Origin of the sequence: Paenibacillus suaedae, assembly GCF_032337355.1 — a bacterium.
In the GTDB taxonomy this organism is placed as follows: Bacteria; Bacillota; Bacilli; order Paenibacillales; family Paenibacillaceae; genus Paenibacillus_B; species Paenibacillus_B suaedae.
In genome coordinates this window covers 1-21,223 of the sequence record NZ_JAVYAA010000002.1, presented here as the reverse complement: position 1 = coordinate 21,223, position 21,223 = coordinate 1, and the positions used below count along the sequence as shown (strand labels likewise).

Below are 21,223 nucleotides of genomic sequence, written 5' to 3'. Positions count from 1 at the left end.
CCCTATTTGTGTATGCTAGGGAACGATGTTAAGATACGATAGCCATTTTCGTATAAGATTGTATACCAAATCTGCAACTACAATCCCTGCCGCCACATCCATAAATACATGCTGCTTCACAAACAATGTCGATACTATGATTGCCCATGAGAGGATGAGGACAATGGCTCGTAAATAGGGGAAGCGATGCTGTGAATCTGGGTCGGATACAGCCTTAATCATAAGATAGGATGTGAAGACATGAATGCTTGGGAAGCAGTTGAATGGTGCATCTGTTTGATACACAAGCTGTACAAGAGCTGTCAGCAATCCAGGCTCTCCTATTTCAGGACGTGGTACAGTCGTTTGATATACTGCATAGACCATATAACAGATGACCAGTCCGGCACAGAGGGAGAGCAGCGTTCGATAGTACACATTTCTTTGCTTCCTGAAGACCAGCACAAGTACGGTGAGAATATAGGGATACCAAATCACGTAGGGAATGATAAATGCAGGGATAAAGGGGATTTCCTGATCCAAATCAGTCGATAGGTCATGAACGATCGTATTCCCATGGTTTAATAACCCGTAACAGATGTTAAGCACCGGGATTGCTAATAGCCACAGCAGGGGAATATATGCCGAGAGCTTTCGATTCATCTTCGCTCATCCTTTCTTTTACGAACTTGAACTCATCGTAAAGCATAAAACTATAGACGAACCGTATGAAAAGCTGAAGAATGTATGAAGAACGGATGAGAACAATACAGCTTTTCTTTTTGTGATGAATAAGGGTTGTAAATACGGGGATATCGTAGTAAACTTTGATTATTGTTTCAGGCGTAACAATATTGGTAGTCTCATTTTAGATGTCTATATCATTTTCATACCCATATCGTTACATATGTAACAATAAATCGAGTACTAGATTACGTAATGAGCAATCCAGAGATCTGATGAGGAGGAAAGCGAATGCAATCAAATTCTAAGCTAATTTTATACGTAGTATGTCTAAGCACGTTCTTCGCATCATTGATGCAAAACATCTATTCCCCGATTATTCCGCTGTTACGTGATACCTTTCATGTGTCGCTATCGATGGTGAACGCATCGGTCTCGATTTTCATTTTTATCGTTGCGATCATGCAAATTGGGTGTGGGGCACTCATTGATGTGAAGGGAGCAAGGTATATATTAATGCCTAGCATTGCTATATCGATTGCTGCTAGTATCGGCTGCGCAGTGTCGGAGGATTTTACTTTGTTTCTCGTATTTCGCGCATTGCAAGCTGTAGGGACAGCATCGATTCCGTTAATTGCAGCTACCACCATTGGGAAGCTATACCAAGGAGCGGAGCGGGGCAGTGCAATGGGGACTTATCAGATGCTAATGTCAATTGCTCCCGCTGTTTCCCCCGTGCTTGGTGGATGGATAGGAGGGAAATATAATTATCCCGGCATCTTCTGGTTCCTCACTGGCGTGTCGCTATTATTGCTGCTTGGGAATGGATTATACTTTCCGAAGGATCAGAGGAATCGGTCAGCTTCCATAAATATTCGCAGGATGATCGTTCAATATGGTATTGTGTTACGAAGCCAAGTCGGGAGAGGAATTCTTATGATTAGCTTCTTGTATTTCTTCCTGTACTTCGCACTCATCGTATATTTGCCTGCGCTTCTGACCGATCAATATCACATGAGCTTGACGATTGTCGGATTGCTCTACCTTCCTATGGCGGTCAGTATGATACTGGGAACTGTGGTATACAAATCAATTCAAGCTAAAATCGATCAACGTCGTTTACTGCTCTACAGTAATCTAATGGCAGCATGCAGCATTCTTATATTTGCTCTGACTGAATCGTACTCTTTAGTAGGGCTGTCAATTGGTTTGTTCTTGTACGGCACAGCAGGTGGGTTGATTGCGCCTCTCTATTCAACCATGATTAGCAGCGAGTTCGAAGAACAGAGAGCAAGTGCATTAGGCTTGTACAATCTGATCCGCTATGTTGGGATGTCGGCCGGGCCGCTTATTTGTGGTCTGATTATCGTGAACTTTGGTTCAAGCATGACATTTGCTGCCTTTGGCGTACTGTTTGTCGTGCTCTCGATATGGATGGTGAAACGGGTATCTACCCAACATGTTACCCAACCAGTTGCCAAAGAAATATAACAAATGCTTCCGTCTCTGTTGATTTGTATGTATAATTATGGGATGTGAAACTGATTGTTACATCTTGCTCGCTTTATATGGACATCATGACCTGGCTTTGTTACGAGACCGGGTTATTTGTCTATTCTGAAACAGTACCTTTCGAGAATGGGTTTGAAGCCACGTTTTGCTAGGGAATATGGCATATTGCTGATTATAACAGACATTATTTTGCGAGTATTGTGTTTATAAAGGAGCTCTTTGAGAGGGAAGTTTATCCTCATGACCCTACATTGGGTAAATCCTGAACAAGAGAGGGAGGGGAGATTGTTGCTGAAGCCGGGGCCAATTTATTTGGGGGCGACATTTGTTGGTATCGTTTTGATATCCATGCATCACTTAGGACGTTCCTTCGGAGATGAGATCTTTCTCTTTCTTGGTCTATCGCCGTGGGTACAAATGGATGGTGGGAGTTGGCATCCGCCTGTTATTTTTGGTATCCTTTTATTAATTGTTGGAATTCGGGGTGCAGCTCGCTCTTATAATCATCCAAAACTAGCAAAACGGCTGATTATCGGATGTATTTTGTTTGCGATGGCATCCCCTACGGTTAGCAAAGGTGTGATGTTCACCGTGAAATATTTCGCATCGGGGATATCTTCGTTAGACTACGCAAAGAAGGGCAGCAGCTGCTCGACTGTGCAATATTCTGAAGATGTGAAGCAGCTGACCACTATTTGCACATTTACCGTATATAATTACGGTGAAGAAACAAATGTCCGCATTCGTCCCATGCGATTGATGAATGACGAAACTATTGAGTTTGATTTTCAAAGTGTAGAGCTGATCCCTCACCAGAAAAATAGTGTGACCGCGGAATACCGTGTCTATGCGAGAGATTCTACGGCTTTTTACAGCGGGAGATCGAACGAGATTGGAGCGGAATTGGAGTTGTTTGGTGAAACTAAAAGCGATAAATAAGAAAGGAACCGAACTATGTGGAAAACGTTGAAGCAGTGGATTCCAAGTGTAATTGTCGCAGTCGGTCTGTCATTATTCATTAAAGCATATGTCGCGGAAGCGATGAGTGTCCCGACTGGCTCGATGATCCCGACGATAGAGAAGAAGGATCACTTGATCGTTGAGAAAATGATGTGGTTAACCGATTTAAAGCATGGGGATATTGTTGTATTTTATCCGCCAGTTGCGGAAGACCGGTATGTGAAACGGCTTATCGGCTTGCCGGGAGATCGTATCGAAGTTAAGAATGGACAGTTGTATCGGAATGATGCTCCCGTCGAGGAGCCATATATTCAGGAAAAGATGAACTATTCCTATGGCCCGATCACGGTGCCGCAGGATCATTATTTTTTCCTTGGAGATAACCGAAACAACAGCTCTGATTCCCATCTTTGGGATAAGCCGTTCGTGAGTACAGACGCAATAATCGGCAAGGTGCTGGCTGTTGTACCGACACATATTTTTAGCCAATAGGCGTCGCCATTTATCCATTCATACAAGTAGAAGCTATAAGACCTCACCTGTGATTACCTGCTATTAATCAAGGGTGGGGTCTTTTTATGCAAGGTATGACCCTCGATATGTATTTGGAACTGTTGCAGAACATCAATATTTCCCATAGCTATTCAAGCATAGATGGGAGGATTGAGATTGGCTTTGGTAGCGGGGAAAAGAAAACCCTCTGTATGCTGAGCCTATTAGCTCGCAACAGAGGGTGTGTACATGGTAAGTTAAATAAGTAATTCCAAGTCTCGATTCACTTATGCTTGATTTGCAGTATTGCGAATATGCTTCTTGCGGCCGATCTGAATAAGCGTCAAGAAGAATGCTGCCAATACACCGCTTCCAAGCAGCATCAGGAAGCAGCCGTTCCAGCCGGAGGATTCAACGATAAATCCAACGAGTGCGCTTGCAGTCAAGTTACCGAACAAGTAAGCGAACAAACCAGTCAAACCAACCGTTGTACCTACAGCGAACTTCGGTACGAAGTCGATTGCGCTAAGGCCAATCAAGAACTGTGGTACATAGATGAGACAGCCGATAATGGATACGGCGATCGTAATTACCAGCACGTCCGAAGACTGCCAATATACGAGCGTAGCCAACAAGACTCCGACCATGCTGATGATACAGAGCGGCATCCGGTTGCCTTTGAACAACTTGTCGCTAAGGATACCGACTACGAGCGAGCTTACAATTGCTGCCCATTCGAATACAGCAAATGCAACATGAGATTGCGATTGTGTGAAGCCTTTTTCTTCCGTCAAGTATAATGGTACCCAGTTCAAGACACCGAAGCGAATAAAGTAGACGAATACGTTCGACAAGCACAGGAACCAGATAAATTTGTTTTTAAGTACGTATTTAAACAAGATTTCTTTCAAGGACAGCTTGTCGCCGTCTGGATTGCGTTCTACATCATCATAATCGTTGCGATATTCGTCGATTGGCGGAAGGCCGATCGATTGTGGCGTATCCTTACCGGAGAACCATACGAATACGGCGATAACCATGGCCATAATCGAGGGAACGACGAAAATTGCGGATTGCCAGTAAGCATTGCCGAGAACCCCTAATGCAACACCGACGATTGGTGCAATAAGACCTCCGCCGATATTATGGGATGTATTCCAGATTCCCATATAAGTACCGCGCTCTTTCTTCGAGAACCAGTTCGCCAGGGTGATACTGCAAGGAGGAGCACCCATGCCTTGGAACATCCCGTTCACGATAAGAAGCATGAAAATGAGACCGAACGTGGAAGAAGAGCCCATGATAAGGTTAATAATGGCAGACAAGAACAAACCAACAGCGATAAAGCGCTGTGTATGGGCTTTATCTGCCAAGTTCCCCATGAAGAACTTGCTTATCCCGTAAGTGACGGCGAGTGCCGAGCTCAACAAACCAATTTGTGAAGTGGTAAACCCGAGCTCACTCTTTAAATAAGGTGTGGATAACGTAAAGTTGCTACGTACTAAGTAGTAGCCTGCATAACCGATAGAAATACCGATCAATGTACGAATCCGGAAGATTCGGTACAATTTCGCGATCATGTGCTCCGGCAATCGAGGTATGGCGGGAGCTTTTTTCAACCAAGCAAACATTTTTCATTCTCCTTGACCTTTTGTGTCTGCACGCAAGTTGTTCCATTGATTCAAAATCTGTTCATGTCTGCGTAGTGAGCTGTGTACGGGAAGTACAGCTGAATTCGAAATATCCTGTTCGTTCTGATGAACGATAGGAGTACCGAACGATACTTGTTCCAGAACAGCTGCTGCCTCTTGGGACAAGCTGTAATTAATGAACCAGTCCGCAGCGGTCTCATTAGGTGCATTCCGAATTTTAGAGATCCCGTTCACAGATAAGCTCGTATCCTTCGGAACACTGCTAACAAGATCGAATCCTGCATCGCGCAGCTTGCGCTGATCTCCGAGGAAATTGATACCGATTACATACTCGCCTGAACTAACGTATTGAGCTGGCATGTAACCGTTCACTGTGAGAAGCCCAACATTGCGGGTAAGACCCTTGAGAAAGGCCGTTGTTCTCTGCTCGCCCCATGCCTCGTATAAGGAGGAAAGGAATGTATATGCCGTTCCGGAGTAATTCGGATCGGGCATAACGATCTTCCCTTGGTAAGCAGGAAGAAGAAGATCTTCCCACTTCTTAGGCATCGTTAAGCCTAATGGCGCAAATTCCTTATTCCAACGGTCACGATTGACAGCAATAGACAATTGTTCAATCTCATATCCTGCCCAATACCCATCTTCATCCTTGAAGGAGCTAGGAATCGCAGCGAGATTCGAGCTGCGGATAGGGGAGGAGAGCTTCTCCTGTTTCATTGTCAAATGCGCGTCAATCGTTCCGCCGATGACGAGATCCGCTTGCGGTTTGGCAGATTCCTGTGTAACACGCCGCAATATTTCTTCTGTGGACAAACGAATGTACTCATACGTACAACCTGTTCGTTGACAGAATGAGGATAGCAATGCGCTACCGACTTCCTCACGAGCAGCGACGTATGCAACGATATGGCGCCCATTTAATTGGGGCACACCTTGCTCATCTACGGTGATCGTATTTTGATCTTTGGTACAGCCTGCCTGCGTGAATAGGCAGATAAATAATAGAAGGTAAAGGAATCGTGTCATTTTGATTGTGCCCCTATGTTCTTCCCATGAAGTAGTGACCCCAATTTTGTCCGCAAATAGATTGAATTGCCGTTGTCATCCCCCATGTATTCCATGACGACGTAATCGGCGTATACGACCATATGCAGCAGATTGTTGCGGTCATTCAGCATCTCATTATCCTGTTTGAAAGCGGTAATATAAGCGAGCGGCTTTTGCTTGCGCAGCAGCAGCAGCTGTTTCATCTCTACCGGATCCTTAATTTCAGATGCCTGACTTATCTGAGATACCAAGTAACCCTTTTCATCATCTTGCAGACTTTCCTGAATACCATCTATACGATAGGTAAGCTCTTTGGAAGAGCGGATAAATTCCGCATAATGTTCTGGCGTATAGAACAGACTTAACAGCTGCGTCTGCATAGCAGACAGCATTGGAGTCTCATGTCCTGGGCCGTAAGACCATTTGCCAAGGGTTAAGGTATTTTCGAGCGAGAAGGTCTGTTCACTTCCGTTCAAATAGCGAATTCGTCCGGAGAACATGGCATTTCCTTCATCTCTCGCAGTCATTATCTGCTTCGGTTCATACTGCTGCTTAATGCGATCCACATAGGATACAAATGCATGCAAACTTACCTCGTCATTGACCTGGAGAGTTCCCCATTTCCCATGAAAGATAGTTGCCTGCACGGGAAGGGAATCGCTTACTTTTTGCAGTACTTCATGCTTATCATAGATAAGGCCGACTTCTTGATAGACTTGTTCATTCAAGTAATAGCCGGCGATCATCAGCACCAGAATGACACCTCCAAATAGGAAGGCATTCCTTAACATCTTGTTCATCCTTCATTATTCTCCTTGGACAGAATAAACGACTATCATTTCATAATCGCCTCGTAATTGTTTCGTAAATGTATTATTTCGTGAAAATCGGCAGCGGATGTGAATCAAGTGCTGCTGGTGAACGAAAATCCAGCGTAACGATAGTTCCGATTCCCTCCTCGGAATGGATAGACATCGAGCCGCCTTGTCTTGTCATTAACTGTTTACAGATGAGCAGACCGAACCCGTTGCCTTCGCTGGAGCAACGAAGGGAGTCATCTGCTGATGCGATCCTGAATCTCTCAATTAGTGAGTGACTAAGTCCGATACCATCATCTTGGAATGTAATGGATACTGTCTGCTCACTGGTGCGCTGTTGAATGATGAGTTCAGACGCATCGCTATATTTGATTGCATTATCAAGCAGATTCAACAAGATTTGCTTTGTCTTATCCGGGTCGGCTACGACCATTGTGGAGATTAGCTGATTCGTAAGCTTAATCTGATATTTATCTAATCGTAGCTGAACAATATAGACAGCCTCATTGGCAATGGTTGCGATATCACATATGGTAGGTGACACCGAGAACGGGCTGTCGCTATATTTCGACTGAGACAGCAGTTCCTCTACTAGGGTAAGCATTCGTTCGCTTTCGACGGAAATATGGCGCAGGCTCGTCTCAACATCCTTACTGTCCTTCAACCGCGGAATTAAATTTGAATACCCCATAATTGCAGTCAGCGGAGTCTTCAACTCATGGGTGACCCGATCAAGGAAATCACGCTGCTTGTCCTTCTCCTGACTTAATTGCTGAACATGAAGCTCGATTGCATCGGCCATAGCATGGAAGGAATGGGCGAGTTGGCTAATCTCTTCGTAGGCGCTTAATTCGATGCGTGTACTATAATTGCCGCTTGCCAGCTTCTTCGCCATATCTCGCAGCTGCTCGATAGGCTTGCTTAATGATTTCGCGAAGCGATTCGCAATAAGCACAGCAACGGCAAGAATGAGAAGGAATGTAATCGCAAAGGTCGCATTCATTCGATTCAGTAATTGAGCCTCTTCTTCCAAGGGTTGAAGAAAACGAATCAAGCCGATGACTTGATTATCCACATAGATAGGACTCGAGAACAGGAGCAGCGGCGAAGGAGAAGCTTTTTGAATCATATAGGACTTGGTCCCATGCAAAGCTTGCTCCGTATCTTGATTTACATAAGACAGCGATCCGCGTTCCGTATCCGAAAGGACATGCTGCTGTGCATTCATGATCTGTACCCGGACACCCATCCGTTTGGACAAATAAGAGGCAATGAGCGTTGCACCTTTTTGAAGCGTTTCTTTTGGTTCGCCCTGCTGCTCGCGTTCCACATAATTGATCGTATAGATCTGGGCCTCGATGCTGAGCTTCTGCAAGGAATGAACGGCTGATTGATAAATATTATTCTGCAGTGAAATGTCGAGCACAATATAAAGAAACAACATAACGGGTATGAAAAGGGCGAGTAGTGCCAAATAGATTCGTTTCTGTAAAGTCATCGGTTGTCCACCTTGTAATCATCATAGCCAACTGTGTCAGCAATCAATTTTATAGCCAACTCCATAAATGGTTTTGATACGATCACCTTCATTGCCGAGCTTTTTGCGAAGGCGCTGAATCATAATATCAACGGCTCTCGTATTTTCTGGATAGTCGAGCTTCCACACTTTCATGAGAAGATCGTCACGTGTAAATATGCGCTGCTTGTTCGAAATGAGCAGCAGAAGCAAATCATATTCACGATAAGTTAATATTAGTTCCTTGTCATTTACGTGGATGGATCGCTTCTCTGAATCTACCCGGAACGGGCCACATTGAATAAGGCAGCCATTGCTGTCATTTACTTGAACTGGCTTATTCAATCTGCGTTCGATAACTTTAATTCGAAGCAGCAGCTCCGTGCTATGGAAGGGCTTGACAAGGTAATCATCTGCTCCTAATTGTAGTCCGAGCAGCTTGTCATTAATTTGTCCTTTGGCAGTAAGCATGATAATCGGAATATCCGCGTTGCTAGCGCGGAACTCGCGAAGCAGCTGATAGCCGTCTGTATCAGGCAGCATCACATCGAGAATAATGAGGTCGATATGCTCTTTCTGCCACTGCTCATTGGCTTCGCGGCCGTTAGCGGCGGTATGTACTTGATATCCTTCGATCTCCAAGTTAAGTCGAATGAGATTCAAGATACTCTCTTCGTCATCGACAACTAGAATATTCATCGTGTTCTCCTCGTTGATAGGAATAATAATAGTGCTTATTTATAAAAACAGCCTTGGAAAAGGCCACTGCAGAGATCCTGAATGAACCACACCCATAACTGTACACGATAAGCGATGCAAGCATGCGTGGTAATGTTTGCTAAATATACAAAATTAATTGGTTCATTAGTCCTATAAAAAGCATCTTATCGCCTAGAAGATATTTAAAATTTATCAGTAATATAGTATGATTGTCGCATAAATACGGTTGCTTTGAAATGATGGCAAGTGCCTATCAACAAAGGGAAAGAAGGTGTCTGAAAATGGGGCATGTCCATCATATTCATGGGACATATGATTTGTTTCTCGTTATCGTTTCTTATTTAATTGCTGTAACTGCATCCTACTCTGCATTGGATCTTGCCGGGAGAATCAGTATGAGCAAAGGAAACAGAAGATTAATCTGGCTAATATGCGGGGCAACATCAATGGGATTGGGCATCTGGTCCATGCATTTTGTGGGGATGTTATCCATGTCGCTGCCGGTGAAAGTTACATACGACATCGACTATGTAGTTATCTCCGTAATCCTTGCGATTTTCGTCTCAAGTATCTCTCTCTTTACCGTAGCGAGGAAGAAGATCGGCATTGGCGAGCTTATCCTATCAGGCATATTGATGGCGCTTGGAATATCTGGCATGCATTATGTTGGCATGGATGCGATGATGATTGGGATTACCTATGATACAGCAATTGTGATATTGTCGATTGCAATCGCGGTGACTGCTTCTGCGATCGCTCTGTGGCTTCTGTTCTATTTCCGCAAGGATCAAGCAGGAAGCGGAACATGGTACAAGCTGGGAAGTGCGTTGATCATGGGCGCTGGCATTGCAGGCATGCATTATACAGGTATGATTGCAGCTCATTTCTACATTGATCCGAACATTTATCGGAGATCTGCCTTATTGATCGATCCGGCAGTGCTCGCTTACATTATTGCCTGTGCGACATTCTTGTTACTGGGCATGACCTTATTCGGCGTATTTATCACCAGACGTCTGTCCCAGAAAGATTATGTGATTCAAGAACATGCTGGTTGGTACCGGACATTGTATGAGAACAATGTGGATGGAATCATATCCGTAGATACGAACGGACAAATCATTAGCATAAATCCTGCGGTCATTCGGATGATTGGCGGGCAAGCGGAAGAATACATAAACCAAAATATATCTAATATTGAAGCGATCGTTGCCGATGATTTAACTGAAAGAGCCCGCAAGTTGTACGATATTGCGATTGAAAACAAAACACATAGCTATGATACGGCAGTGATTGCGAAGGATGGGCGTCGGTTAGAGCTGAAGGTAATTATCGTACCGGTGGAGATTGAAGGTGAGCTTGCAGGCAATCATGTTATCGCTCGGGACATAACGGAAGAGAAGAAAGCGAAGGAACAGATTAAGCATCTGGCCTATCATGATGATCTGACCGGACTGCCGAATCGTCGCATGTTCAACGAGATTCTGACACAGCTCATTAAGGATTGTGAACGGGAGGATGGATACTTCGGCGTAATGGCCCTGGATATTGATAGGTTCAAGTTAATTAATGACTCGCTTGGACATACATACGGCGATATATTCCTGAAGGCTGTAAGCGATCGAATTATCTCCAGCGTAGAAGGGTATGAAGCAACGATTTCACGGCTCGGAGGCGATGAATTCATTGTACTCTGCCGTACGAATCCGGCTGGAACTGATTGTGAGAAATTGGCCACGCGTATCGTCGAGGAGATGCGGCAGCCATTCCGGCTGAAGGATAATGATTTCTACATTTCAACAAGTGTCGGCACGGCTATCTATCCGAAGGACAGCACAGATCCGGTTGAATTGATTAAGAAGGCCGATGCAGCTATGTACGAGGTGAAGAAACACGGCAAGAACGGTCATCAATTCTACATTTCAGATCTCGATGTTGGCCTGCTAGGCAAGATCGAGCTAGAAGGCGACTTGCGCAAGTCAGTACAGAAGGGAGAGCTAGTCCTGCATTATCAGCCTCAAATCAGTACGGAAGAGAACAAAATGATCGGCGTCGAAGCGCTCGTGAGATGGAACCATCCGACGCGAGGGCTGTTAATGCCAGGCGTCTTCATTCCATTAGCTGAAGAGACAGGAATGATTAGTGAAATCGGCAATTGGGTCATTCGGGAGGCATGCCGTCAGATGAAGGAATGGCATGATGCGGGAGGTCCGCTTATTCCTGTATCTGTCAACCTGTCAACACAGCAGTTCCATCATTCGAATCTCACCGAGCAAGTGAAGCTGGTACTGCACGAAACAGGTCTGCCCTCGCAATATTTGGAACTCGAAATCACGGAGAGCATGATGATGGATGCGGGGATATCCACGACCATTCTGCATGAACTCAATAAGCTTGGCATTCGTATTAGCTTGGATGACTTCGGTACAGGATATAGTTCTCTCAGCTACTTGAAGACGTTCCCGATACATAAGTTGAAGATTGATAGATCCTTCATTACGGATATATCCAGCAACGAGAATGATAAAGCGATCGTTGCAACCATTATTTCCATGGCGCAGCATTTGAAGCTGAATGTGATTGCAGAAGGAATTGAGACGAAGGAGCAGTTGGATATTCTGACTGAGAAGGAATGTCGTGAAATTCAAGGCTATTACTTCAGTAAGCCGCTGCCTGCAGCAGATGTAGAGAGTTCCTTTTTTGTACCGCTGCGAACTGAAGATACGGTATGAAGATAAATGTAGAATAATTTTCGGTTAAATAAATGATCATGAAGACATATGAAATTGGTGTCTTCATAGTCACAATGAATTATAATGCTTTAACTTTAATAGCATTTTTTGATTATTTTTCAATGAAGAAGAATCGTGCCAAAATTCCGGTAATTGGGATAATGGTATTTCATTTTCAAATTATGGAAATATACGGAACTAATTCCTGTGACTTAAGTCGCGATAATGGTTCTTTCCTCATGAAATTATAATCCCGTATGTAGTGCTGGTTCGAAAGCGCGTCTATAGGTATGTGGAACCTTTGCAGAGCGTGAAGTTATGGGTAAGATGTGGTCGGGACAACTAATGAATATATGCTCATATTGTCCTGTACATTTTCACCTATAAGTGACGTGATGACACGGAAGGAGACAGTACGAATGACGAAGAGAAGCGAATGGAGCACAAATGTTAAAACGCTTATCCTTTCATGCGGGATAGTTGTATTAGGTGCCGCAGCAGCAGGCGGTTATGCTGGTACAGCGTACGCACATGGTTATATGGAAGGACCGACAAGCCGGGCGCTGCTGTGCAAGCAAGGAGAAAATAAAAACTGTGGTTCTATTCAATATGAGCCGCAGAGTGTAGAAGCAAAAGGTAATTTCCCAGTAGGCGGTCCGAAGGACGGAGAAATTACAGGCGGTGGGATCTTCCCCGAGCTGTTCGAGCAATCGGCAGATCGATGGACGAAGGTTACCCTGCATGGCGGCAAAAACACGATGTCTTGGCATCTAACTGCTCCGCACAGCACGAAGGAATGGAAATACTATATTACGAAAAAAGGCTGGAATCCGAACGAGCCGTTGAAGCGCTCGGACTTGGAACTGTTCGCATCGTTCCAAGATGGCGGTAAAAAGCCACAGACCAAAGTATCTCATGAGGTAACCATTCCAACAGACCGCAGTGGTTATCATATTATATTGGGTGTCTGGGAAATTGCGGACACAGGCAATGCATTCTATCAGGTCGTGGATGTGAACTTGGTGAACAATGGCGAGGTTCAGCCTCCAACGGTTCCATCTAATCTCGAATCGAAAATCCAAACGGCTGCAAGTATTGAGCTAGGCTGGGCAGCATCAAATGCTTCAAATGGCATTAAGCAGTATGAAATTTACCGTGATGGCAAACTCGTTGGCACATCTGTGACTCCATCCTATGTAGATAAAGGGTTAACTGCATCCACCTCGTATGTGTATACGGTAGTCGCAGTTGACGGGGCTAATAATCGTTCAGCGGCAAGCAGCCCGCTTACTGTGACAACGAAGGCGCCTGTTGTGGATACAGAAGCTCCATCCGTTCCGACGAACGTAAGAGCGCCTCATACGATGACTACAGGTGTTCATCTCGTATGGGATGCATCCAAGGATAATGTTGGGGTGGCCCAATACGAAGTTTTCCGCAATGGTACGTTTGTCGGTACAGCAGTGGAGCCATCCTTCATGGATCAAGGGCTGAAGTCTGGCACGACGTATACTTACACTGTAGTGGCTGTAGATGAAGCGGGCAACCGATCTGCGGCGAGCAATGCGGTTCAAGTGACTACGAAGTCGGATGAGCAGACATCGACGACATGGGACAGCACGAAAGTATATGTAAGCGGCGATCGCGTCACTTATCAAGGTCTGGATTATGAAGCAAAATGGTGGACGCAAGGCGATAAGCCAGGCTCTTCTGATGTATGGAAACTGCTGAACGATGTGGCACAAGAGTGGAATTCTTCAACCGCCTATGATGGACAAGCTAAGGTGACATATGAAGGCGCCACGTACCAAGCGAAGTGGTGGACAAAAGGCGAGACGCCAGGAAAAACAGATGTGTGGAAGCTTGTAAAATAAAAGCATATTTGAATACAACCCGAAAAAGCCGTTCTCGAACGAAAGAAGCCGGAGAATTTACACTCCATCCGCTCTCGTTATGGGACGGCTTTTTGCATGGATGTCGCTTCTGTTTACATTCCGTTTAAATTCATTGATTATGATGGACTCAACTTCACAAGTGGATAATATATAAGGAGCTGGGGATCAATGGATAGAGAAATAGAAGGAACGAAGGGGTCATTCGGAAATTGGCGGCAATTTTTACGCGTCATAAATGAGACAAAGCCATCGAAATTGATGTTATTTATTGCGTTGCTGATGAGTATTGGTTCAACTGCAGTCTCACTGGTAATACCGATGTTTACGAAGGGGATGGTAGACAACTTCTCCATGTCGAAGCTGGATACGATGCAGATTGTGGCGCTGGCCGCAGCTTTCATTATTCAGACGGTTGCTTCCGGTTTATCGATATACATGCTGAATCTTATCGGCCAACGGGTTGTAGCTGGATTGCGGGATCGATTGTGGAGGAAGCTCCTGATATTGCCCGTATCGTATTATGATGAGAATAAGACTGGTGAGACGGTAAGCCGAATTACGAATGATACCGGGATTGTGAAAGGGTTCATTACCGAGCATTTATCAAGCTTCTTCACAGGAATCGTTTCCGTGATCGGTTCATTTATCGTATTGCTGTACTTGGACTGGCAGATGACGGTCATTATGCTCGTTGTCATTCCACTCGCAGCACTGGTTTTACTCCCGCTTGGGAAACAAATGTTCAAAATATCAAAAGGCTTGCAGGATGAGACAGCGTCCTTCACTGCTGTATTAAGCCAAGTCCTGTCCGAGATTCGTCTCGTGAAAGCATCGAATGCAGAGTCCAGAGAATATGAGAACGGACGCAAGGGCATCAATAACTTGCTTCGTTTCGGCATTAAAGAGGGTGTCGTTCAGGCGTTGATCGCTCCGATCATGTCCTTTGTATTAATGGTCTTGCTTGTTGTTATCATCGGATATGGTGGAATGCGGGTATCCTCAGGCGTGTTGTCTGCGGGTGAGTTGGTTGCCTTCATTTTGTATCTGATTCAGATCGTGATGCCGATGAGTCAGCTCTCGATGTTCTTCACGCAGCTGCAGAAGGCAATTGGAGCAACGGATCATATGATCTCCATCTTCGATGCAGCAGAGGAAGATCATGTACATGGCAAGCAGGTGGAACAAGCCGATCAACCGATACAAGTGGAGAATGTCCACTTTGCTTATACTCACGGTGAGCCTATACTAGAGGATGTAAGCTTCACGATTCCTGCTGGAAAAGTGACGGCAATCGTAGGTCCAAGCGGCGGTGGGAAGACCACACTGTTCTCGCTGTTCGAACGCTTCTATTTGCCAACCTCAGGGGCAATTAAGCTTGGAGAGGTGGATATTAACGAGTTCTCTCTCCAGTCTTGGCGGACTCAGATCGGTTATGTGTCACAGGAAAGTCCGCTTATCGATGGAACGATTCGTGAGAACATCTGCTATGGTATGAATCGTGAAGTGACGAACGAAGAACTGGAACATGCCGCGCAAATGGCATACGCAGACGGCTTCATCCAGGAGCTTGCTGAAGGGTATGAGACTCCTGTAGGAGAGCGGGGGCTTAAGCTGTCTGGCGGTCAGCGGCAGCGGATTGCCATTGCACGGGCACTGCTGCGCAACCCGCGTATCTTGATGCTCGATGAGGCAACATCCGCGCTGGACAGCAAATCAGAAATTGTTGTACAGAAGGCATTGAACAATCTGATGCAGGGCCGTACCACGCTCGTGATTGCACATCGATTGTCTACCGTAGTAGATGCAGATCAAATTTTGTTTGTCGAGAAGGGCCAGCTAACAGGCTGCGGCACCCATGCGACATTGTTCGAGACGCACGAAATGTACCGTGAATTCGCTGCACAGCAGCTCCGCATTCTGGATGAATCGGAGGAGGCTTGCTAGTAGGAAGAAAGGGGCGGTAATGAGTAGATGGCAACCATACTCGTCGTTGACGATGATCCACATATTCGCAAGCTAGTCACCGTGTTTTTGCAGAAGGAGGGCTTCAAGACCATTGAAGCCCCTGATGGAGTTGAAGCTCTTACCCAGATGGAGAGCAATAAGGCTGACTTGGTTGTGCTCGATATTATGATGCCGAACATGGATGGGTGGGATTTGTGCCGTGAATTAAGGGCGCTGTATGATATCCCGCTCCTTATGCTAACCGCTAAGGGAGAGACATCACAGAAGGTCAAAGGGTTCAACCTTGGAACAGACGATTATCTAGTGAAGCCTTTCGATCCGATGGAGCTTGTCGTTCGCGTCAGGGCGCTGCTCAAGCGGTACCAGATCGCTACATCAAAAATCGCTCAGTTCGGACGTATCGTCATGAACCAGCATACATTCGAAGTAACCACTAGCGATGCGACGTTTTCATTGCCTTTGAAGGAGTTCGAACTATTATTCAAGCTGGGCGGATATCCAGGCAAAACCTTTTCCAGGGAACAATTGATAGAGGATATATGGGGGTATGACTACGAGGGTAATGAGCGGACAGTTGACGTGCATATTAATCGCTTGCGGGAGAGGTTCCCTGAGACTGAACATGGGTTCAAGATCAAGACGATTCGCGGGCTTGGCTATCGGCTAGAGGTGCTCGAATGACCCTTCGTGAACGGTATGCAGCCTTTAAGGCGACGAAGATAGGTCGTGTTCTGAAATTCATAACAGGAATGGCAACCATATTATTACTTATCCTGGCATCATGGTCATTATCGTATTTGATTAATCCTTACGTCATGAACTGGGTCGGTTGGAAGCAAGACAGCTATTGGGCTTTTCTTGTTCTATGCGTGATGGGACTGCTATTTTTCGTTGCGGTACTTGCAATCATATTCCCGTTTGTCCGCGTTAAGCACGTTAAGTTCTACCAATCCATTCTGGATGCGCTGAAGAAAATTTCCCAAGGGGAGTTTAATATCAGTATCCCGATGTATGAGGATTTCCGCGATGAATACGGATCTCTCGTTGACGGGATTCAACAAATGGCAGACAGCTTAGGGGAAATGGAGCAGATGCGGCAGGAGTTCATATCGAATGTCTCGCACGAAATTCAGTCACCATTGACCTCGATTCGCGGATTCGCACGTGCCTTACAGAGTGAGGAACTGAGCGAAGAAGAGCGTCTAAATTATCTTCAAATCATTGAAATGGAGACGATGAGACTATCCAAGCTTAGCGAGAATTTGCTCAAATTAACGTCACTGGAATCGGAGCACCATCCGATGGAAATGAAGCGCTATCGATTGGATCAGCAGCTTCGTAATATCGCGTTGATCAGCGAACCCCAATGGCTGGAGAAGCGTATCGAATTAGATTTGAATGTAGATAAAATGGAGATTTCAGCGGATGAAGAGATGCTGAGTCAAGTATGGATGAACCTTGTGCATAATGCGATTAAGTTCACGCCTGAAGGTGGGGCTATTCATATCGAGGCGCGCATGTCTAATGGAACGGTTGAAGTGTGCATTAGCGATAGTGGGATTGGGATTGATGAGGAGCATATTCCGCATTTATTTGAGCGGTTCTTCAAGGCAGATGTGTCTCGCAATCGTACCATTGCTGGTAATGGGTTGGGGCTGTCTATTGTGCAGAAGATCGTCCAGCTTCACTCTGGAGATATCCAAGTGTCAAGTAGGAAGGGAGAAGGGTCAACCTTCTGTGTGAAGCTTCCCTTAGACCCAAATGCGGCTGAATCATCTATTTTAGAAGCAGGAAGCGCCGGTTTACGTAAGTAGCGTGAGCGGCGCTTTTTTAATAGGTTCAGTTTTTCTTTCTTGGAATGGATAAGGTGCTCCATTTCTCGGACTTCAATTCCTTGGCAGCGTACACAATTTGACCGACATGATAGGCGTAATGAGACATCTGGCGCTCGATGGCCTCCATGACAGTGTGCGGCTGCTGTCGGATCGTCACCGTCTTGGTAAGATCGTCTACGGTCAGCGATTGAAGGGTGTCCAGAAACACCTTCCATCCCTGGTCCCACACATCAAGGAGCATCTCACGACTCGTTATGTTGTCCTCGAATTCTTCATCTCGATTGCGATCGTCCTTCTCGCCGTCTGTAGTGAGAAAGTCGATCCAGCGTGAGATCATATTGCCGCTCATATGCTTTACGATGACCGCGATGCTGTTCGAGTCCACATTGTAAGACCAGTTCCACTCTTCGTCCTCTAATTGTTCAAACGTTCGTTCACCCATCTTCTTCAATTCTACGAATTTCTCATTCACGACATGCAAATAATGATGGGCGATCTGGCTTTCCGTTTGCAACCCCATAGGAATCATCCTCCTCGAATGAACATCGTTACTATTCGCCTACGGATCAACACGAAATAATGAGTAGTATAGCAGCTTCCTCATGATGGTAATGATACTTCGTATTATGCAATGAATATGCACTGTGGGCAATGGCACTGTGCAAATTTTTGTATGGACAAAAAAGGGGATCTTGAATTGATTGAACATTACTACCAGGAAGAATACCTAGATCCGATCAACTATAACCTTGAATTTGGGGGCGAGACACGCAAATATCGCACCGTAAGAAAGAGAATAAACGAATGCATCGAATGCTTTTAATAAGAATTTTATATTTGTTTTCGTTCCAATAAATTGCAGTTTAGATAAATATGGTGAAATATTGATCATAAGTATAAGTGGTTTAATTTTTTTTGGGGAGGAGGATTTCATCCAAAATCTAAAAAGGAGGTGTAACAATGAATGCACGAAACAAAATGATGGCTTTGAGTCTCTGCTTTTGTATGCTGCTCGCTTTATTACCTACATCAGGTTTTGCCGAGGCAGGGTTTGATGTCGCAGCTATAGCAGGAGCTATACCGAATCCGTGGAAGCAACAAAATATCGGTTCTCCTGCATTAACGGGCAGCGCTTCTTATGATCCAGGGGGTGATCAATTTACCGTAAGCGGTGCTGGCACAGACATCTGGGGCAAATCAGATCAGTTCAATTACCTCTATCAACCCTGGACAGGAGATGGCGCTATCATTGCCCTTGTCTCTTCTCAGACCAATACACACGATTTTGCGAAGGCAGGAATTATGATAAGGGAAACGTTGAATGCCAACTCCAAGCATGTCGATTTGCTATTGACGCCTTCCAACGGGTTCACGTTCCAGTACCGGACTGAGACGGGCGGAGCATCTCAGAGTGTTAAAATTGCTTCGACGAGTCCGGCCTGGGTAAAGCTTGAACGCAAAGGCAATGTGATCAAAGGATATGTATCCAACAACGGGTTGAACTGGGGCGATCTGGGCAACTTGACTATTAATATGAATGCTTCGTTGTATGTAGGATTGGCTGTCACCAGCCATAATGTATCCAGCCTAAGCACGGCCACCTTTGACAAGGTAAAAATCAATGCCACCGGTGATGTATTCCCGCCTACAGAACCAACAAATCTACAAGCAAACCAAGTAACGGATACAACTGTGAACATATCTTGGACTGCATCGCTGGATGATGTTGGCGTGAAGGGCTATGACTTATACAAAGATAATGTCCTGACGCAAGCGAATGTCAAGGATACTAGCTACACCTTTACCGGATTAACGCCGGATACCACCTATCAATTTACAGTCAAAGCCAAAGATGCGGCAGGAAATATATCCAATGCCAGCAGCCCTCTCACTGTAAAAACGACAAGCCAAACCGACACGCAGGCCCCAACTGCTCCGACAGGACTTGTAAGCCCAAGCAAAACATCTTCGTCAGTCAATCTGTCCTGGACGGCATCTACAGATAACGTAAGCGTCTATGCGTACGACATATATAAAAATGGCACACTCGCCGGAAGCACGCCTGCGACATCTTTTAATGTAACAGGACTTACGGCAAATACCTCGTATACCTTTACCGCGAAAGCAAGGGACTTAGCAGGAAATAGTTCCGCAGCTAGCAGTGCGTTGTCTGTCAAAACGAGCCCTGCCTCTTCCGATCCTTATACGCCAGAGGTTGTTGCTAACAACTTGGAAACCCCATGGGCTGTTGATTTTGCACCGGATGGGCGGATATTCTTCACCGAACGCAACAGCGGCAGGGTTCGTGTCATTGTGAACGGGAAGTTGAAATCCACGCCAGTCATTACGCTGGGTTCGCCTTTCTACTACATGCCTAAGAGCGAAGGCGGCTTATTGGGCCTGGTTCTCGATCCTAATTTCACCACCAATCATTACATGTATATCTACCATTCCTACAAAACATCAGACAACAAAGTTGCCAATCAGGTCGTTCGGCTTAAAGAGAATAACAACATCGCTACAGTAGATAAAATCCTTATTACGAATCTTCCGGGTGCGGTCTATCACAATGGCGGCCGACTGAAAATAGGTCCCGACAACAAGCTGTATTTCAGTGACGGCAATTATGGCAACAAAGACGATACACTCATTTACCTTGGAGGGAAGATATTCCGCCTGAATCTAGATGGCACCATTCCAAGTGATAATCCGTTTGCCTCCTCGCCCATTTATAGCCGTGGACATCGGAATCCTCAAGGATTAGCATGGCAGCCTAGAACGAACCGTCTCTTTGCATCAGAGCACGGTGAATCCTCCAAAGATGAGATTAACTACATTCAATCCGGTAACAATTACGGTTGGCCTAAATATGAGGGGGGGGAATCAGAATCAACCAGGTATTACGCCCCCACTCATTTATGCGAATGGCACTACCTGGGCGCCTTCAGGCATGACTTTTGTAACTCAAGGTCCTTGGGCAGGGAATCTGCTTGTTTCCAATTTAAAAGGCAAACAGATCATTCGCATGATCATTGGAGAGCAGAACGGCCAACCGACGATCAAGAGCAGTGATCTTACTTACTTGTTTGTGAATAAATACGGACGCATTCGCGACATTGTCGAGGCGCCAGATGGATCACTCTATTTCGTCACCAGTAACAATGGCGACAAAAACGGTGACGGCACCCCGGATAAGCTTATTCGATTGGCACCTAACTTCTAGCGGATATACGACTTGGTCTGTTTAAGCTTCTAGATTAAGAATAGGGGGTGTCCCAAAAGTCTAAAAAGATTTGGGACGCCCCCTTGTTTTCAAATATGTAAAACAAAAAGAAACCGTTCTTTAGTAAAATGGAAGTACCACCCACCATTTACGAAAGGAACGGTTTCTTTGTACATTCAATATAGCATGGATC

General features: G+C 45.3%; 15 protein-coding genes and 1 pseudogene. 9 read left to right on the top strand and 7 right to left on the bottom strand.

The window, feature by feature from the left end:
• Window positions 1-15: 15 nt before the first annotated feature.
• Entirely contained in the window at window positions 16-642 is a 627-nt protein-coding gene (locus RQP50_RS08125; protein ID WP_315744661.1) for a phosphatase PAP2 family protein, read from the bottom strand.
• Between the two features lie 312 nt (window positions 643-954).
• On the opposite strand from RQP50_RS08125, the gene RQP50_RS08120 reads away from it, so the two are divergent.
• From RQP50_RS08120 to lepB, 3 genes are all read left to right on the top strand, one after another.
• Window positions 955-2,154, top strand: coding sequence for an MFS transporter (locus RQP50_RS08120; protein ID WP_072731226.1), 1,200 nt, complete (start codon window positions 955-957; stop codon window positions 2,152-2,154).
• Window positions 2,155-2,463: 309 nt separating this feature from the next.
• Window positions 2,464-3,114, top strand: a complete 651-nt coding sequence (locus RQP50_RS08115; RefSeq protein ID WP_315744659.1) for a hypothetical protein — start codon at window positions 2,464-2,466, stop codon at window positions 3,112-3,114.
• Window positions 3,115-3,129: 15 nt separating this feature from the next.
• Window positions 3,130-3,627 carry a signal peptidase I gene (gene lepB, locus RQP50_RS08110; protein WP_072731235.1) on the top strand — a complete coding sequence of 166 codons (498 nt, stop codon included), beginning with the start codon at window positions 3,130-3,132 and terminating at the stop codon, window positions 3,625-3,627.
• A gap of 287 nt (window positions 3,628-3,914) precedes the next feature.
• Here the strand turns inward: lepB and pgtP are convergent, their stop codons facing one another.
• The 5 genes from pgtP to RQP50_RS08085 all read right to left on the bottom strand — a co-directional run bounded on the left by pgtP (window position 3,915) and on the right by RQP50_RS08085 (window position 9,359).
• Window positions 3,915-5,258 carry an MFS transporter gene (gene pgtP, locus RQP50_RS08105; protein WP_021255145.1) on the bottom strand — a complete coding sequence of 448 codons (1,344 nt, stop codon included), beginning with the start codon at window positions 5,256-5,258 and terminating at the stop codon, window positions 3,915-3,917.
• 3 nt (window positions 5,259-5,261) lie between these two features.
• Window positions 5,262-6,311, bottom strand: coding sequence for an ABC transporter substrate-binding protein (locus RQP50_RS08100; RefSeq protein WP_394358389.1), 1,050 nt, complete (start codon window positions 6,309-6,311; stop codon window positions 5,262-5,264).
• Window positions 6,302-7,126 (bottom strand): DUF3919 family protein, encoded by an 825-nt coding sequence (locus tag RQP50_RS08095; RefSeq protein WP_072731246.1) that lies wholly within the window; start codon window positions 7,124-7,126, stop codon window positions 6,302-6,304. The genes RQP50_RS08100 and RQP50_RS08095 overlap by 10 nt, the downstream gene beginning before the upstream one ends.
• Before the next feature lie 73 nt (window positions 7,127-7,199).
• On the bottom strand, window positions 7,200-8,642 hold the full coding sequence (locus RQP50_RS08090) for a sensor histidine kinase (RefSeq protein WP_072731248.1): 1,443 nt from the start codon (window positions 8,640-8,642) through the stop codon (window positions 7,200-7,202).
• 36 nt (window positions 8,643-8,678) lie between these two features.
• A complete protein-coding gene (locus tag RQP50_RS08085; RefSeq protein ID WP_021255141.1) occupies window positions 8,679-9,359 on the bottom strand; it encodes a response regulator transcription factor in 681 nt (226 codons plus the stop codon).
• 302 nt (window positions 9,360-9,661) lie between these two features.
• Here RQP50_RS08085 and RQP50_RS08080 point away from each other — a divergent pair, with 302 nt between their 5' ends.
• The 5 genes from RQP50_RS08080 (at window position 9,662) to RQP50_RS08060 (ending at window position 17,786) form a co-directional block, all read left to right on the top strand.
• Entirely contained in the window at window positions 9,662-12,112 is a 2,451-nt protein-coding gene (locus tag RQP50_RS08080; RefSeq protein ID WP_315744650.1) for an EAL domain-containing protein, read from the top strand.
• A gap of 419 nt (window positions 12,113-12,531) precedes the next feature.
• Complete coding sequence (locus tag RQP50_RS08075) at window positions 12,532-13,986, top strand: lytic polysaccharide monooxygenase (protein ID WP_315744648.1); 1,455 nt, start codon at window positions 12,532-12,534, stop codon at window positions 13,984-13,986.
• A 189-nt stretch (window positions 13,987-14,175) separates the two neighbouring features.
• Window positions 14,176-15,951, top strand: a complete 1,776-nt coding sequence (locus RQP50_RS08070) for an ABC transporter ATP-binding protein (RefSeq protein ID WP_315744646.1) — start codon at window positions 14,176-14,178, stop codon at window positions 15,949-15,951.
• Between the two features lie 27 nt (window positions 15,952-15,978).
• A complete protein-coding gene (locus tag RQP50_RS08065) occupies window positions 15,979-16,653 on the top strand; it encodes a response regulator transcription factor (RefSeq protein ID WP_021255137.1) in 675 nt (224 codons plus the stop codon).
• Window positions 16,650-17,786 carry a sensor histidine kinase gene (locus RQP50_RS08060; protein WP_072731254.1) on the top strand — a complete coding sequence of 379 codons (1,137 nt, stop codon included), beginning with the start codon at window positions 16,650-16,652 and terminating at the stop codon, window positions 17,784-17,786. Before RQP50_RS08065 ends, RQP50_RS08060 begins: the two co-directional genes overlap by 4 nt.
• Window positions 17,787-17,811: 25 nt before the next feature.
• Here RQP50_RS08060 and RQP50_RS08055 read toward each other — a convergent pair whose 3' ends face one another.
• The gene (locus RQP50_RS08055; RefSeq protein ID WP_315744640.1) at window positions 17,812-18,327 is read right to left on the bottom strand and encodes a DUF1572 family protein; all 516 of its coding nucleotides are present in this window, start codon (window positions 18,325-18,327) and stop codon (window positions 17,812-17,814) included.
• Between the two features lie 440 nt (window positions 18,328-18,767).
• On the opposite strand from RQP50_RS08055, the pseudogene RQP50_RS08050 reads away from it, so the two are divergent.
• Window positions 18,768-21,030: pseudogene (locus tag RQP50_RS08050) on the top strand (PQQ-dependent sugar dehydrogenase).
• Window positions 21,031-21,223: the final 193 nt, after the last annotated feature.

What these genes read in the sequence shown, in the direction of transcription:
- RQP50_RS08095 (WP_072731246.1), bottom strand. Translation starts at nt 7,126, where the DNA reads ATGAACAAGATGTTAAGGAATGCCTTCCTATTTGGAGGTGTCATTCTG.
- RQP50_RS08060 (WP_072731254.1), top strand. Translation starts at nt 16,650, where the DNA reads ATGACCCTTCGTGAACGGTATGCAGCCTTTAAGGCGACGAAGATAGGT.
- RQP50_RS08080 (WP_315744650.1), top strand. Translation starts at nt 9,662, where the DNA reads ATGGGGCATGTCCATCATATTCATGGGACATATGATTTGTTTCTCGTT.
- RQP50_RS08120 (WP_072731226.1), top strand. Translation starts at nt 955, where the DNA reads ATGCAATCAAATTCTAAGCTAATTTTATACGTAGTATGTCTAAGCACG.
- RQP50_RS08085 (WP_021255141.1), bottom strand. Translation starts at nt 9,359, where the DNA reads ATGAATATTCTAGTTGTCGATGACGAAGAGAGTATCTTGAATCTCATT.
- RQP50_RS08125 (WP_315744661.1), bottom strand. Translation starts at nt 642, where the DNA reads ATGAATCGAAAGCTCTCGGCATATATTCCCCTGCTGTGGCTATTAGCA.
- RQP50_RS08070 (WP_315744646.1), top strand. Translation starts at nt 14,176, where the DNA reads ATGGATAGAGAAATAGAAGGAACGAAGGGGTCATTCGGAAATTGGCGG.
- RQP50_RS08075 (WP_315744648.1), top strand. Translation starts at nt 12,532, where the DNA reads ATGACGAAGAGAAGCGAATGGAGCACAAATGTTAAAACGCTTATCCTT.
- RQP50_RS08065 (WP_021255137.1), top strand. Translation starts at nt 15,979, where the DNA reads ATGGCAACCATACTCGTCGTTGACGATGATCCACATATTCGCAAGCTA.
- RQP50_RS08055 (WP_315744640.1), bottom strand. Translation starts at nt 18,327, where the DNA reads ATGGGGTTGCAAACGGAAAGCCAGATCGCCCATCATTATTTGCATGTC.
- RQP50_RS08090 (WP_072731248.1), bottom strand. Translation starts at nt 8,642, where the DNA reads ATGACTTTACAGAAACGAATCTATTTGGCACTACTCGCCCTTTTCATA.
- pgtP (WP_021255145.1), bottom strand. Translation starts at nt 5,258, where the DNA reads ATGTTTGCTTGGTTGAAAAAAGCTCCCGCCATACCTCGATTGCCGGAG.
- lepB (WP_072731235.1), top strand. Translation starts at nt 3,130, where the DNA reads ATGTGGAAAACGTTGAAGCAGTGGATTCCAAGTGTAATTGTCGCAGTC.